Source organism: Holzapfeliella floricola DSM 23037 = JCM 16512 (assembly GCF_001436605.1).
Classification (GTDB): Bacteria; Bacillota; Bacilli; order Lactobacillales; family Lactobacillaceae; genus Holzapfeliella; species Holzapfeliella floricola.
In genome coordinates this window covers 165,619-181,535 of record NZ_AYZL01000006.1, presented here as the reverse complement: position 1 = coordinate 181,535, position 15,917 = coordinate 165,619, and the positions used below count along the sequence as shown (strand labels likewise).

14 protein-coding genes and 1 tRNA gene are annotated in these 15,917 nt (G+C 34.3%); 13 read left to right on the top strand and 2 right to left on the bottom strand.

The window, feature by feature from the left end; genetic code table 11:
• Positions 1 to 146: 146 nt before the first annotated feature.
• From FC86_RS01075 to dnaB, 3 genes are read left to right on the top strand one after another with little or no spacing between them, the layout of a single operon-like run.
• Positions 147 to 2,177 carry a DHH family phosphoesterase gene (locus FC86_RS01075; protein WP_056974176.1) on the top strand — a complete coding sequence of 677 codons (2,031 nt, stop codon included), beginning with the start codon at positions 147 to 149 and terminating at the stop codon, positions 2,175 to 2,177.
• Between the two features lie 15 nt (positions 2,178 to 2,192).
• On the top strand, positions 2,193 to 2,645 hold the full coding sequence (gene rplI, locus FC86_RS01070) for a 50S ribosomal protein L9 (protein ID WP_056974175.1): 453 nt from the start codon (positions 2,193 to 2,195) through the stop codon (positions 2,643 to 2,645).
• Between the two features lie 47 nt (positions 2,646 to 2,692).
• Entirely contained in the window at positions 2,693 to 4,054 is a 1,362-nt protein-coding gene (gene dnaB, locus FC86_RS01065; RefSeq protein WP_056974174.1) for a replicative DNA helicase, read from the top strand.
• Positions 4,055 to 4,087: 33 nt separating this feature from the next.
• Here the strand turns inward: dnaB and FC86_RS01060 are convergent, their stop codons facing one another.
• Entirely contained in the window at positions 4,088 to 5,182 is a 1,095-nt protein-coding gene (locus FC86_RS01060) for an Mbeg1-like protein (protein WP_056974173.1), read from the bottom strand.
• A gap of 122 nt (positions 5,183 to 5,304) precedes the next feature.
• Here FC86_RS01060 and FC86_RS01055 point away from each other — a divergent pair, with 122 nt between their 5' ends.
• From FC86_RS01055 to FC86_RS01045, 3 genes are read left to right on the top strand one after another with little or no spacing between them, the layout of a single operon-like run.
• Positions 5,305 to 6,375 carry a M42 family metallopeptidase gene (locus FC86_RS01055; protein WP_056974172.1) on the top strand — a complete coding sequence of 357 codons (1,071 nt, stop codon included), beginning with the start codon at positions 5,305 to 5,307 and terminating at the stop codon, positions 6,373 to 6,375.
• 46 nt (positions 6,376 to 6,421) lie between these two features.
• Entirely contained in the window at positions 6,422 to 7,267 is an 846-nt protein-coding gene (locus tag FC86_RS01050; RefSeq protein WP_156403315.1) for an aldo/keto reductase, read from the top strand.
• Positions 7,268 to 7,281: 14 nt separating this feature from the next.
• Positions 7,282 to 7,887, top strand: coding sequence for an NADPH-dependent FMN reductase (locus tag FC86_RS01045; RefSeq protein WP_056974170.1), 606 nt, complete (start codon positions 7,282 to 7,284; stop codon positions 7,885 to 7,887).
• 76 nt (positions 7,888 to 7,963) lie between these two features.
• Here the strand turns inward: FC86_RS01045 and FC86_RS01040 are convergent.
• Positions 7,964 to 8,036: transfer RNA gene (locus tag FC86_RS01040), tRNA-Lys, on the bottom strand.
• Positions 8,037 to 8,205: 169 nt separating this feature from the next.
• Between FC86_RS01040 and yycF the strand changes: the two genes are divergently transcribed.
• From yycF to rlmH, 7 genes are all read left to right on the top strand, one after another.
• On the top strand, positions 8,206 to 8,913 hold the full coding sequence (gene yycF / locus FC86_RS01035) for a response regulator YycF (protein WP_056974169.1): 708 nt from the start codon (positions 8,206 to 8,208) through the stop codon (positions 8,911 to 8,913).
• A gap of 34 nt (positions 8,914 to 8,947) precedes the next feature.
• Complete coding sequence (walK, locus tag FC86_RS01030; protein ID WP_056974168.1) at positions 8,948 to 10,804, top strand: cell wall metabolism sensor histidine kinase WalK; 1,857 nt, start codon at positions 8,948 to 8,950, stop codon at positions 10,802 to 10,804.
• Positions 10,794 to 12,122 carry a hypothetical protein gene (locus FC86_RS01025; RefSeq protein WP_056974167.1) on the top strand — a complete coding sequence of 443 codons (1,329 nt, stop codon included), beginning with the start codon at positions 10,794 to 10,796 and terminating at the stop codon, positions 12,120 to 12,122. Before walK ends, FC86_RS01025 begins: the two co-directional genes overlap by 11 nt.
• Before the next feature lie 12 nt (positions 12,123 to 12,134).
• Complete coding sequence (locus FC86_RS01020; RefSeq protein WP_056974166.1) at positions 12,135 to 12,944, top strand: two-component system regulatory protein YycI; 810 nt, start codon at positions 12,135 to 12,137, stop codon at positions 12,942 to 12,944.
• A 19-nt stretch (positions 12,945 to 12,963) separates the two neighbouring features.
• Positions 12,964 to 13,743 (top strand): MBL fold metallo-hydrolase, encoded by a 780-nt coding sequence (locus FC86_RS01015; protein ID WP_056974165.1) that lies wholly within the window; start codon positions 12,964 to 12,966, stop codon positions 13,741 to 13,743.
• Between the two features lie 72 nt (positions 13,744 to 13,815).
• On the top strand, positions 13,816 to 15,045 hold the full coding sequence (locus tag FC86_RS01010) for a S1C family serine protease (protein WP_056974164.1): 1,230 nt from the start codon (positions 13,816 to 13,818) through the stop codon (positions 15,043 to 15,045).
• Between the two features lie 376 nt (positions 15,046 to 15,421).
• Positions 15,422 to 15,901 (top strand): 23S rRNA (pseudouridine(1915)-N(3))-methyltransferase RlmH, encoded by a 480-nt coding sequence (rlmH, locus tag FC86_RS01005; RefSeq protein ID WP_056974163.1) that lies wholly within the window; start codon positions 15,422 to 15,424, stop codon positions 15,899 to 15,901.
• Positions 15,902 to 15,917 lie beyond the last annotated feature (16 nt).

Sequence of the window (15,917 nt, the reverse complement as noted above, 5' to 3'; positions counted from 1 at the left end):
AAAGCTTTGCACATTCTGCAAGGCTTTTTATTTTTATCTATTTGCTTATAATTGAGGCTAACAACCCATTTTTGACTTTTATGATAGAATAGGCATAGATATTAATTAAAATAATTTTAAATTGAAATATCGTTTGGGGATACTTTATGAAAAAACTACTACAAAAAATAGAGATACCGACATTTTTAAGAGATATACGTCTGGTAATTGCTACAACTATGATATTTGCATTATGTATTATTGGCGCACTTATTGGCCTAGCCTTAAACTTATTTTTCGGTATGATAATCTTCATCATCTTTTTATTACTAGTTGTCAGTTTTATTTATGGCACGATGATTTTATCAGAAAATACTACTAATTTTGTCTCAAATCTAAGTTACCGAATAAAAAGAGGAGAACAAGAGGCATTAATTAAAATGCCAATAGGAATTTTACTTTATGATGAAAAAAAACAAATTCAGTGGGTAAATCCCTATTTACAGCTATACTTTGGGAATAAAGAAGTTATTGGCAAAAAAATTTCAGCTGTTGATTATGACTTATCTACATTAGTAGAAAAATCTCTCGATAGTCAAACTATTGAAAATCAGGTTGTAACCTGGGGTAAGCGTCAGTTTGAAATGAGCATTCAAGATGATTTAGGTGTATTATACTTACTTGACGTTACGCGATATGCAGCGATTGAACAGCGTTACTTATCAGAAAAAATGACAGTGGGACAATTGTTCTTAGACAACTATGATGAATTGTCACAAAGTATGGATGATCAAACCATTTCATCTTTAAATAATTACATTACGCACACATTAACTTCTTGGGCTAGTCAGTATCAAATGTACTTGAAGCGTGTAGATGATGATCACTTTTTAATTTTGGCACATTTTGATAAATTAAATGATGCTGAGCGTGATCGATTTATGGTACTTGATAAAATACGGGAGGAAACCTCCAAACAAAATTATCCAATCACTTTGAGTATTGGATTTGCTTACGGTGTTGATGACTTAAATGAACTAGCAACACTTGCACAACGTAATCTTGATCTTGCACTAGGCCGTGGTGGTGACCAAGTTGTCATTAAGAATCAAACTGACTCTGCTCGTTTTTATGGTGGAAAATCAAATCCTATGGAAAAGCGTACTCGTGTGCGAGCTAGAATGGTTAGCCAAGCTCTTAGAGATACAATTAAAGACCGAGATGAAATATTTGTAATGGGTCATAGACATCCGGATATGGATGCTATTGGTGCGGCACTTGGAATTAGTCGAATTGCAAAAATGAACAATAAAAAAGCTTACGTGGTATTGGATAATACAAAACTTAATTATGACGTTAAACGTTTGTACGATCTATTTTTAGATAAAGAAGAAAATGCAGAGAGATTTGTCACACCACAACAAGCTTTGAGCATGGCTGATGAAAAATCATTGTTAGTTATGGTCGATCACTCAAAACCATCAATGTCAGAAAGCCAAGAATTGTATCAAAAACTCGAAAATTCAACTGTGGTTATAGATCACCATCGTCGTGGAGAAGAGTTTCCAGAAAATCCAATGCTTGTCTATATTGAACCGTATGCTTCATCAACTTGTGAATTAGTGACAGAAATGCTTGAATATCAACCTAAAAAAGCTGATAATATTACCAAGATTGAAGCTTCTGCGATGCTTGCAGGAATCATCGTTGATACTAAGTCATTTTCACTTAGAACAGGAACACGGACATTTGATGCAGCTAGTTATCTTAGATCGGTTGGAGCTGACAATAAATTAATTCAAGATTTATTGAAAGAGGATTTGAATCAGTTTATTAATCGTAATCATTTGATTTCAACAATTGAAATTATAAAGCCAGGTATGGCATTATTAAAAGGTGAAGACGATCAAATATATGATCCAATCGTTGCTGCTCAGGCTGTCGATATGAGTTTATCTTTAGATAACATCGAAGCTGCTTTTATTATCACTAGACGTGATAAAAATACAATTGGTATTTCTGCTCGTTCTGTTGGTAAAGTCAATGTTCAAGTGATTATGGAAAAATTAGGTGGTGGTGGTCATTTATCAAATGCGGCTACTCAGCTCAAAGATGAAACCATTGATGTTTCAAGTGAACAACTAATAAAAGCTATCGACTCTTATCAAGCAGAAGAAGAACCAGAAGAACAAGAATAAGGGAGGACTATCAGTATGAAAGTTATATTTTTAGAAGATGTACGTGGTAAAGGAAAACGTGGAGAAATCAAAGAAGTTCCCAACGGCTATGCACAAAACTTTTTAATTAAAAATAACAAAGCAAAAGAAGCAACACCAACAGCAGTTAGTGCTTTGAAAGGTAAAAAAAATGCTGAAGCAAAAGCTTACCAAGAAGAAAAAGAAGAAGCACTAAAATTAAAAGCTTTTCTTGAAGAAGATAAAACGGTTGTTGAAATCAAAGCTAAGTCGGGTGAAGATAGTCGCTTGTTTGGTTCAGTACCAAGCAAACAAATTGCCAAAGCATTAGAACAACAGTTTAAAGTCAAATTAGACAAACGAAAAATTGAATTATCAAATCCAATTCGTACATTGGGTTATACAAATGTTCCTGTTAAATTATTTACAGGCGTTGAAGGTAAAATTAGAGTACATGTTGTTGCTGAATAAAAGTCACGTGAGTGGCTTTTTATTTAGTTATACAGAGAAGGTGAATTATGGATAATCAATATATTGCACAAAATATGCCGCGAGATGAAGAAGCAGAAAAATCTGTTCTAGGGGCGATATTCTTAGACCCAGAAGCGATTGTTGAAGCTTCGGAATTAATTATTACAGAAGACTTTTATCGTCATGCTAATCAACTTGTTTTTGCAGCTATGATTGAATTAAATGCGCAAGATAAAGCGATAGATGTAGTGACTTTGACTGACGAACTAAAACGTCAAAAACAATTAGAAGATATTGGTGGTGTTTCATATATTAGTGAGCTTGCTGAAGCTGTTCCAACAGCTGCTAATATTGTTTACTATGCTAAGATTGTTCAGCGAAAAGCGCTACTTAGACGCTTGATTTCAGCCTCACAAACAATTATTTCTGAGTCGTTTGAAGAAGACACCGATGTGACAACTATTTTAGATGATGCTGAACGAAAAATCTTGAATGTGTCGCAAGCTAATGGTCAAAACGGGTTTAAAACGATTCATCAAGTATTAGATACGACTTTAACACAGATTAATTCAATTCCTGAAAATGCAGAAAATATCACAGGACTTGGAACCGGATTTAAAGCTTTAGATAATTTAACAACTGGATTTCATGAAGACGAGTTGATTATTTTAGCAGCTCGTCCAGGTGTGGGTAAAACTGCCTTTGCTTTGAATATTTGCCAAGCTATCGGAATCAAAACTGAAAAAACAGTTGCGATTTTCAGTCTTGAAATGGGAGCTGAACAACTAGTGAGCCGAATGCTTTGTTCAGAAGGATTGATTGATGCCCAGCATTTAAGAACCGGTAACTTAACTGATGAAGAATGGCGTCGCTTAGTTGTGGCTGCGGGGTCACTTGATAAAACTAATATTTTTATTGACGATACTCCGGGAATTAAAATGGCAGAAATTCGTGCCAAAACAAGACGTCTCCAAAAAGAACAAGGGGATCTTGGGATTGTGGTAATTGACTACTTGCAACTGATTGAAGGAACCCGCAAAGAAAGTCGCCAACAAGAAGTGTCTGAAATTTCAAGACAACTTAAGAAACTAGCGAAAGAATTGCACGTACCGGTTATTGCACTATCACAACTTTCTCGTGGAGTGGAACAAAGACAAGATAAACGCCCTATCCTATCTGATATTCGTGAATCAGGGTCAATTGAACAAGATGCCGATATCGTCGCATTCTTATATCGTGATGATTACTATCATAGCGATGACGAAGAAGAACAAGAAAATCAAGACACCAGTGTGGTGGAAGTGATTATTGAAAAGAACAGAAGTGGTGCTCGTGGAACGGCTAACCTAATCTTTACTAAATCACATAACCGATTCTCAAACCTTGATTATCAACACGAACCTAGCTAAAAAAGACGCCTCTATTAAGGCGTCTTTTTTGTTTTACAGAAAAGGAAATATAATGTCTAAATTTTGTCGTGCATTGTGAAATAAATGCACAGCTACTTTGATAGCTAACTTTTTGGTTTTAGGATCAAGACCACGAAAGGCTTTGGTAAAGCTAATCGCACTTTGAATTTTACCATCTGTCAGCTGTGAAAGGTCTGTAATGTCGGCTTTTTCAAAAGCTTCAAAGATAGCCTTCCATAATAATTTGCGTCGTGAACGAGGAACTTCTTCAACCCAGCGACGTAATGTTTTATCAATAAAAATACTACCATTGGTGACCTCAGGCATTTCAATAAAGTTTGTTCGGCCAATATCCCACGTATCTGGCACATGCTGGGCCAGCAAATTACGGGTACTAGACTTAACAATAATATGAGGCTCATTGTGGTCTAGCATACGTCCAAAAATAGAACCTTGTGGAATAAATGTTAATATCTTATGTTGGATGTTTTTGTAACGTTTATTTTGGAGTAAGTTTTTTTCAAATCCGGGACCATCCAAATTATAAACATAGCTAATTCGTTCTTGAATTTTCATAGATAAATGTGTTGCTGCAAAAATAGCTAAGTTGCCACCTTTTGAGTGACCTGCTACAAATAATTTACGCTTGGGATATTTAGCTGACATTTGTTTTAAATAAAGCGTGGCTAAAAACTGTCCATTGATGGTCGGCGCATAACTCATCACCATGTCTTCATTCCAACCGACCATAGTTGTATCTGTTCCACGAAAAACAATATAAGCTGTTTTGTTCTCAAACAAAACAGTCATTGCTGCGAATTGAATCGCAGGGTTGTAGTTGAATTTTGTTTCCCAATTGGTGATTCGTGCAGAACTAAATCGCGGACTTCTTCTAAGTAGTTCTAACAATGTTTTTTCGATTTCAGGTAAATCATCAACACAATATAAAGGATTATCAAGTAATAATCTCGCCACTTCTCCAATGGGGACAGACTGACGATACTTCATAATATCATCTAAAGGAAGATAAACTAGCGCACTCAAAATAGCTGAGTCGATAGGATTCAAAGGATCTTGCTTAATGGACAAGTCTCCGCGAAAACGTAAATAATCTAAATAATTTGCCACTAGCTAGCCTCCTTAAAGTTTCATTTCTGTTATCATCATAATCTTATTATAGAATATTTTCAAAGTTTAAATTAACTGTGCTATAGTTTACTTAAAATATTATTAAGAAATGGAGCCAAGTTATGACAGCACAATCAGATATTGAATTATTAACCAAGTTAACCAATGCAAGTGGGGTTTCAGGTTTTGAGGATGAAGTTGTAGATTTATTTCAACAAGAAGTTGCAGGATCTGGAGAAGTTTCAAAAGATCCAATGAATAATGTTTATGTAAAAGCTAATCAAAATAAAGGTGATAGACTGCGTTTACAAATCGATGCTCATTCAGATGAGGTTGGCTATGTGGTCAAAAACATCAGACCTAATGGATTAATTGAATTTGTTTTAATTGGTGGGCAAACAGCTATTACACTCTCATCTACGAAAGTTAGAATTTTAAATGAAGACGGTCAATATATTTCAGGTGTTATTTCAAGCATCCCACCTCACTTTATGACACCTGAACAAAAAACACGTTTACCAAAAGTAGATGAACTAACGATTGATGTTGGGGCAACTTCTGCTAAAGAAGTTGAAGACTTGAAAATCAAACGTGGTGCACCAGTGACAATTGATGTCAAAACACAATACAACGACTACAACAAGACGCTAGTCGGGAAAGCTTTTGATAATCGTGTTGGGACAGCTTTACTTGCTAAAACAATGAATTATCTAAAAGATAAAACTTTACCTATTGATGTTGTGGGAGCTTTAGCTTCTCAAGAAGAAGTCGGAGCTCGTGGTGCACAAGTCACAGTTAGAAAAGTCCAACCTGATTTAGCAATCGTATTTGAAGGTGCACCTGCAAACGATACGTGTTTTCCTGACTATGCTATTCAAACTGGTATTAAACGTGGACCAATGATTCGTCACATGGATTCAACAATGATTACCAACCCTCGATTCCAAAAATTTGTTTTAGATGTTGCTAAAAAATACGATATTCCACATCAAGAATATGCCGATACTCGGGGTGGTCAAAATGGGTCAGTTATTGCGGGGTATAAAGGCGCGCCAACTATTGTAATTAGTGTACCCGTTCGTTATGCCCATACGCCACATTCATACATCGCATTAGAAGATTTTCAAAATAGTTTTGAACTAGCTAAAAAAGTCATTAATCATCTCACACCAGAAATTATTCAAAACTTCTAAAAAGTTTCATGTGAAACAATAAAAAAGGAGACTTAAAATGCCAACAATTCCAACAGTTACCTTAAATAATGGTGTCAAAATGCCACAAGAAGGATTTGGCGTTTTCCAAATCCCTGATTTTGATGAGTGTAAACAAGCAGTGAAAGAAGCACTAGAGGTTGGTTATCGTTTAATTGATACCGCCCAAATTTATCAAAATGAATCCGCCGTTGGACAGGCGATTCAAGAAAGTTCTGTTAGGCGAGAAGATATTTTCATTACCACTAAAATTTGGGTAACAGATTATGGTTTTGAAGAAACAAAAGCTGCCGTTGAAAAATCAATGGAAAGATTAAAAACAGACTATCTAGATTTGGTGTTATTACATCAACCGTTTAACGATTATTATCGGGCATATCAAGCATTAGAAGCCTTATATGAAGCCAAAAAATTACGAGCAATCGGAGTTTCAAATTTCTATCCAGACCGTTATATTGATTTAGCTAACTATGCTAAAGTTGTACCTGCAGTTAATCAACTTGAGATGCATGTGTTTCATCAACGTGCAGAAGATCAATATTATTTAGAAAAATACGGCACAAAAATTGAATCTTGGGGCCCATTTGCCGAAGGTAAAAATGGGTTGTTTACTAATGAAGTACTGGTCAAAATTGGCCAGGACCACAATAAAACCGCTGCTCAAGTGGCTTTAAGATATTTGAGTCAACTAGGTGCGATTATTATTCCAAAATCCGTTCATAAAGAACGAATGCAACAAAATATTGAGGTATGGGATTTTGAACTAACAGCAGATGAGATGGCAAAAATTAAAGCGTTAGACTTAAAACAACCTTTATTTATTGATCATCATAGTCCAGCAGCGATTGAACGATTTGTCGATTTGAAGAAATAGAAAGAAGTCAGTTTATGACCACAATTAATGTTATTTTAGGTAGCTCAAGAAGAAACTCATTAGGTCGCCACGTTTTGAACTATCTTAAAAAACAACAACAGTCTTACGAAGAAGAAATGTCAGTCAAGCTTAATTTGATGGAGATTGGTGACTATCACTTGCCATTTTTCTATGAAGCATTACCACCTCTTGGCAATCCTGATCGAAAACTTAAAGAAAATGAACAAAAATGGGTGGATGATATGGCCCAAGCTGATGGCTTTATCTTTTTGACACCAGAGTATAATCATTCATTTCCCGCTGTTTTAAAAAATGGAATTGATTATTTAAGTACACAGTTAGATGATAAACCTAGCTTGGTGATGACTTATGCTAATAATGCACGTGGTGGTCAATTTGGTGGGCTTGAATTAACACCAGTACTTGAAAGACTAGGGAATTTAGTTTTGCCAAAACCAATTGCAATTGCAAATGTTCAACAACACTTTAATGAAAATGGTGACTTACTTGAAGACGGACCTTCAAGCGGTTTTTATCAAAAACGATTACAACAAGGTCTTCATAAAATTTCATTTTATAGTCAATTATTTAAAGATAATCCTTATCCAGAATTAAATTAAAAAAGTTACCTGTTAACAGGTAACTTTTTTGGTATAAAAAAACCTCGTCAATTGACGAGGCTAAGTGTTGTTATGATGGGTGGTCAGGGGCTCGAACCCTGGACCCACGGATTAAGAGTCCGTTGCTCTACCAACTGAGCTAACCACCCGGTTTGCTTCAATATTGTTATACTATCACTTTACTAATAGAATAACAAGTATTAATTTATATAAAAATTAATACTTGTGCTAATAATTGGTTTTTGTGTCAAACTGGCTTAAAATGAATAAGTGAATACCTAAATCAGAAAAGTTAAAATTAATTTAGAGGTGAAAGATATGAGTAAAAAAATACTAGTCGTTGATGACGAAAAACCTATTTCAGATATTATTAAATTTAATCTCAAAAAAGAAAACTACGATGTGGTTGTCGCTTATGATGGTGAAGAAGCTGTTGCTCAAGTTGAAGCTGAAAAACCAGACCTAATTATTTTAGATTTGATGCTACCAAAAATGGACGGTATTGAAGTGGCTCGTGAAGTTCGCAAAAAGTATAACATGCCAATCATCATGGTAACTGCTAAAGATAGCGAAATTGATAAAGTGCTAGGGCTTGAAATTGGTGCTGATGATTATGTGACTAAACCGTTTTCAAATCGTGAATTAGTAGCACGTGTTAAAGCTAACTTAAGACGTGAAATCACCTCTTCCAGTGAAGAAGAACCAGAGCAAAAAATGATTAAAGTTGGGGATTTGATTATTAATTTAGATGCGTATAGTGTTTCCAAAAACGATGAAAAAATTGATTTAACGCATCGTGAATTTGAATTACTACACTACCTAGCTGCACATATTGGTCAAGTGATGACACGTGAAAATCTGCTACAAACTGTTTGGAGTTATGATTATTTTGGGGATGTGAGAACAGTTGATGTAACAGTTCGTCGTTTACGTGAAAAAATTGAAGACGATCCAAGTAAACCACAATATTTAGTAACTAGACGAGGTGTCGGTTACTTCATGAAAGACCCAAGTCAAGAAGACTAAAAAGTAATAGTAACTAGGAGAGTTGAATGATTTAATGAACAAAAAAATTGGTTTTTTTCAATCGATTCATTTTAAAATTTCGATTGTCTTTATTTTGCTTTTATTAGCAACAATTGAAATTATAGGAGCTTATTTTACTCAGCAACTACAAAGACAGAATATGGACACTTTCAAAACGTCGCTGCAAGTAAAACCGTATACCAATACGCAATTAGCCGATCAACTGAATAAAACCGACACTAAAGCAGCAAATGCCGAAATTGCTAATATTATTTCTGATATGAGTAATTCTCAAATTACGGATATTCAAGTGATTGATAATAAAGAAACAATTCGAGGTATCAGTAATTACAGTTCTCGTGATTTAATCGGCCAAAGATCGACTGATCCAGATATTAGATTAACAGATAATTCTAAAAGTCTTTATAAAACAAGGGTGATTAATGGGGAAAACTATTATATTCAAGTGTTGCCCATTACCTCTAATACTGGTGATAATAATGGAATTGTCGGGTTAATCTATATTAAGGCTAGCATGAGTTCTGTTTATAATAGTATTCAAAATGTCATGGTGATTTTTTTAACAGCGTCTTTAGTAGCATCAATATTAGGAGCAGTTATTGCGTTATTCATTGCACGTGCCGTTACGATGCCGATTGATGAAATGAAAAAACAAGCTATTCGTATTGCCAATGGTGATTATTCCGGACAGGTTAAGGTTTATGGCCAAGATGAACTCGGTCAATTAGCTCAGGCGGTTAATAATCTCTCTATTCGCGTTGAAGAAGCACAAGAAGCATCTGACTCTGAAAGAAGACGGCTCGATAATGTGTTAGCTCATATGACAGATGGCGTTATTGCGACTGATCGACATGGTAAAATTACAATTATTAATGAAACAGCCATGCAACTTTTTGATTGCACACAAGAGGAAACAATCGGGGAATCTGTGATGACGCTATTAGATGTTGAATCAGAAGACAATATTCAAAAGTTCTTAGAAAAACGAACTGAAATGTTTATTACATTGAATGAAGGCCATGGTCAAGAAATTATTTTACATGCTAATTTTTCACTAATTCAAAGAATTACAGGATTTGTTTCAGGGATGGTTTGTGTGTTCCATGATGTTACAGAACAACAGCAAAATGAACAAGAACAGCGTCAATTTGTGTCTAATGTTTCACATGAATTAAGAACACCACTAACATCTGTTCGTAGTTATATTGAGGCATTAAATGATGGTGCCTGGCAAGACCCAGATATTGCACCAGAATTTTTGAAAGTCACTCAAGAAGAAACTGATCGGATGATTCGAATGATTAATGATTTGTTGAATCTATCACGAATGGACCAAGGAACATCGAAGATGAACTTAGAGTGGGTTAACTTAAATGAGTTTGTTTCATATGTCCTCAATCGTTTTGATATGATTATTAAAAATAATCAAGAAGATCAGCAAAAAAGTAAAGACTATACTATCAAAAGAGTACTCGGATCCCATGATTTATGGGCAGAAATTGATACGGACAAGATGACACAAGTGATTGATAATATTGTCAATAATGCAATTAATTACTCACCAGATGGTGGTGTGATTACGGTTCGTTTGGTTAAAACTGCTAACCGTGTCATCATTAGTATTTCAGATCAAGGACTTGGTATTCCACGAAAAGACATTAACAAAATATTTGATCGTTTTTATCGAGTAGATAAAGCCCGCTCTAGACATCAAGGAGGAACAGGTCTTGGATTAGCTATTTCAAAAGAAGTAGTAGAATCGCATAAAGGGCGCATTTGGGTTGAAAGTACGGAAGGCAAAGGCTCTACTTTTTATATCTCTTTACCCTTTGAACCATTAAATGAAGGAGAACCGTGGGATGCAGTTTAGAAATTATATTGTCAGGATTTCTTTAGTTGGTTTGGTTGCTTCGAGCTTATTTTTAACTTTTTTAATCTGGACTAGCAACCAAAGTTTAGAACAAGAAAATTATGAAAATCCGGTAGTAACTGATGAAAATAATCAGTTAAATAATCAAAACTTTGCGCGAGTATTTTTACCAACACAGGTTGTAAATGCGCAAAATGGTCAGAATTATGTTCTAATTAACCAACAAAATGACTTAATCAGTAGCCTAATTGCTATGTTAAAATCTTGGAATTTAAAATTAAATCAAATCCAGACTTTAGATGATAAGAGTTATTTAGAAAAATTAAATAATCAAAATTATACTCAGGTTGTTTATACAGATAGCATGTCATTAAATGTCTTTTCAGATGTTATTGATAAAAAAGAATTACGACAAAATGATGATTTTATGTTTAATCGTGTCTTTATTCCCAAAGATTTGGATAATCATATTTACTTTGCTAATGATCAAACAAAAGAAATTTATGCGGTGGAACGTGGGGGTTATGATGCATCAGGATTTAATAAATTAGTTGATGATTATGGGTTTAAAACACCAGCGAAGTTTATCAAGTTAGCTTCAAATCGATACGTTCTTAACTACACAACTGAACCCAAACTTTCAGTCTATAGCTATATGATTTATCGTGAGATGGAAGATAGTTATGTTTCTCGGTTATTGGGAAATAATATTGCTCCCCCTCAAACAAATTATGTGACAACTTATAAGTCAGGAAGCAGTAAGCGTTTAGTTGTCGATAAAAATAATGATTCCTTGCAGTACAGCGACGTTTCAATGACAAAAATTCCTCAAGACTTACAAAGTTTATTCGAACAAAGTTTTCAATCTATCTCTAATTTAAAAACAAGGTTAGTTGAATGGCGGTATTATAGTTCTTCAGATGAAGCAGCTGATAAACAAATTACTTACCGAAATTATGTCGAAGGGCTACCTGTATTTAGTCAAACTGAAAATGGGGTAGCAAGCGTCAAATATTCAAATAGTGGCGAAGAAATGAACTTTACTAATCAAATGTTAAAAGTTCCGATTCCACCAGATGGCAAAGTCGCAACTTTACCAACGACGTCAGAGCTCCTAAATCAGCTTAAAAAGATTGGTTATGACTATCAAAATATCCAAGACGTTGAACTGGGTTTTGAATGGCAAAAAGATGCAACTAATAATGATTTGATCGATTTAGTGCCGACATACTACGTTAAAGTGAATGACAAACTGGTCAATTACGAAACACTGATTAATAAGTCATCTACTAATGATGTATCTACAGATAATAAATAGAAAGGAATTGCTATGGATTTTAGAAAAATAGAATACATTTTCATTGCGGTCTTTTTATTTATTAATATCTTTTTGAGTATTTCAGTTCAAAATCCGCCTTTTTTTGAGAATAGTTCAGCTAATAGTAATGACAACACCATTAATTCAATTCAAAAAGATAATATTAGTTTTCCTGAATTATCAACGACTACTGATGAAAGTCAGTACTTAGCAACACGCAATTTGAATAGTTTGGCTAACTACAATCAATACTTAAAAAATCAGCGTGTAAGTTATGATACTGATAAAAATGTGCTAACTAGTCAGCTTAATCAAGTGATTCATTATCAAAAAGAATCAGTAGCTAATGACTTAGCTCAATTTATGAGAAATAGCGAAAATGTCATTTATGGATCAGAGTATGTTTATGCACCTGAACTCTCAACAGATACTGAGGTTATTTTTGTACAACAGTTAAATCTAGGTCAAAGTAAACAAATGACAGGATTAATTTACGATGATAAAAGTCAGATTCGGTTTCAAATTAAAGGAAATAATATTACAGGCTATACGCAAAGTTATGTTAACGATTTAGCTCAAATAGGTGAAAAACAAGCAACAATTAGCCAACAAAGTGCCATTATTAACCTCTACAGTCAAAAATCGATCAGTAACAACTCAAAAGTGAATTTTTTGAAGCTAGGTTATAGTCCACTTTATAATACAACGATTAGAGGTAGCGAGATTTATGTCCCAACATGGTATGTGGGCGTTATTACCAATAATGATAATCGTTTCTTTGTAAAAGAAGTTAATGCATTTGATGGAAAAGTAATGAACTAATAAGGGAGCAATTCATAAAATGAAGTTATCAGTTTTAGCTAGTGGGTCAAAAGCCAACGTCACGTATATTGAAACAAGTCAGCATAAAATTTTAATTGATGCAGGACTTTCTGCTAAAAAAACGAAAGAAGCACTTGCTAAAATTGATCGAGATATTGCAGAAATTGATGCGATTTTTATTACACATGAGCATAGTGATCATGCCAAAGGATTAGGTGTTTTGATGAGAAAATATCACATTAAAGCCTATACTAATCAAAAAACTTGGCAATCTTTACTAACTAAGATAGGAAAAGTGGATACCGAACTTTGCCAAATTTTTGAGACAGGTGAATTAAAATTATTTGATGAACTACAAGTATTGAGCTTTGCGACTTCACATGATGCGGCTCAACCACAGTGTTACAAAGTTAAAGAAGCTGAACAATCTGCAGTTATTGTGACAGATACGGGTTATGTTCCTCAAAAAATATGGCCAACCCTCAGTGATTCGACAGTTTACGTGATGGAGTGTAATCATGATATTGAGTTATTGCGTTCAGGTCCTTATAGTTGGGATTTGAAGACAAGAATTTTATCTGATCAAGGTCATCTTTCAAATTCAGATAGTGCAAAATTGTTAGCTAATTGGGTTGGCGAAAGTACGGAGTATATTTATTTAAGTCATTTAAGCAAAGACAACAATACGCGTGAGGTTGCTTTTGAAACCATAGATGAAAGTTTACAAAAAAATCATATTTACCATGTTAAATTAATGAAAACACAGCAAAATCATGTTCAAAAGTTGATAACTTTATAAAAGTTGTAATCATTTTGTCACACATTTTTCTAAATTTAGCGTTAGAATAGAGGCAAATAAGGAGGAATTGATATGGCTAAAAATCAAGAAAGTCAAAAATCAACTAATAAAGGATGGAAATTGGTAGCTGTCAGTGCTGCTGCTGGTCTTTTAGCAGGAAGTATTCCTTTTGCAAGTGTTGGTGCTTATAATGCACTATCAGGTAACCAATCAATTGTACAAAGTAGCAATAATGTTAGTTCAAATACTAGTGGTTCTGCAAAACTACAAAACACATCTACAGGATCATCAAATAATGGCTCCATGACTAGTGCATTTAATAAAGTTAGTGCGGCCGTTGTTTCAGTTTCAAATTTACAACCCGCAAAATCTAGTCAAAATAGTTTATCATCTTATTTCGGTCAAATGTATGGAGATGATGAAAAAGCTAAGAGTACCCTTCAAACCGCTAGCGAAGGTTCAGGTCTTATTTATCAAACTGCTAACGGTAAAGGATACATAGTAACAAACAACCATGTTATTGAAGGTGCAACTAAACTTCAGGTTATTTTGAACACAGGTGAAGCAGTCGATGCTAATGTTGTTGGTTCTGATAGTGTGACTGATTTAGCTGTTTTATCAATTGAATCTGCTAAAGTTCCAGCTACGGCTAGTTTTGGTAGTTCAGATAGTTTAGAACCAGGACAACCTGTGATTGCAATTGGTTCACCTCTAGGCAGCCAATATGCAACAAGTGTGACTCAAGGAATTATCTCAGCTAAAAGTCGTACATTGAACAGTAATTCCGGTACTCAAACAACTGTTATTCAAACTGATGCCGCAATCAACCCAGGGAACTCAGGTGGTCCATTGGTTAATTCTGATGGTCAAGTAGTGGGTATTAACTCTATGAAACTGGCTCAAAGTCAAGATGGTACCAATGTTGAAGGTATGGGATTTGCTATTCCAAGTGATGAAGTTGTAACAATTATTAACCAACTTGTTGAAAAAGGTTCAATTACAAGACCTAAGATTGGTGTAAGAGTAGCAAGTGTTAGTGAAATGACACAACAACTTCGTCAAAAAGTTCAATTGCCAGACTCAGTAACTGGTGGTGTTTATATTGCTTCAGTAGATGATAATACATCTGCTAAGGAAGCTGGTATTCAAAGTGGTGATGTTATTACTAAATTTGAGGGACATGCTGTTAACTCTGTAACAGAATTACATTCATTGCTTTACCAAAAACAAGTTGGCGATACAATCAGTCTTGAAATTGTTCGTGCTGGACAAACACAAACTGTCAGCTTAAAACTTAACTAAAGCTCTGATATAATTGAGATGGTTATCATTTGATAGCCGTCTTTTTTGTATGTATAAAATGTGAAACATGTATAATGTTCGGATTTGGATGAAATTAATCAAAAATCAGAAAAGCACAAAAGGGTCAATACCTGTGGATAACCTTGTGAATTGTGGATATCTAAAAGATTTGAAGCAGAATTAACAATAGATATAAACCTCTATAAACATTAACGTAATAGTGTTTTAATCACTTTATGAAAAAACGAACTAAAATTATACTTTATAAGTTATTAAATTTTTTATAAGAGGTAATATCAACTTATAGTGGTTTAATTAATTGTTATATACAAGATATATGACTAGTGTTTCACGAAATAAAGGAGTTTTTGATAAAATGCCACAAAAAATAGTGTGTGTAGGAAAACTAAAAGAAAAATATTTGAAGTCAGCAATTGATGAATATCAAAAGCGGATGCAACGCTTTGGTAAACTTAATATTGTTGAAGTCCCTGATGAAAAAGCACCTCAAAATATGAGTGATAAAGAAATCGAACAGGTCAAAGATAAAGAAGGTGAAAAGATTTTATCTAAAATTAATGATCAAGATTTTGTGATTACGCTTGAGATTTTAGGTAAAGAAATTTCATCAGAAAAACTAGCTCAAAACATTAAGGACTGGACAACATATGGTCATAGCTCATTGGTTTTTGTTATCGGGGGTTCTAACGGATTGAGTGAGGCTGTGATGAAACGTTCTAATTATGCTTTGAGTTTTGGAAAAATGACATTACCTCATCAATTGATGCGAGTTGTGTTGTGTGAACAAGTTTATCGTGCTTTTATGATTAATAGTGGTAGTGCTTATCATAAATAAAAATACCTTTTCAGAT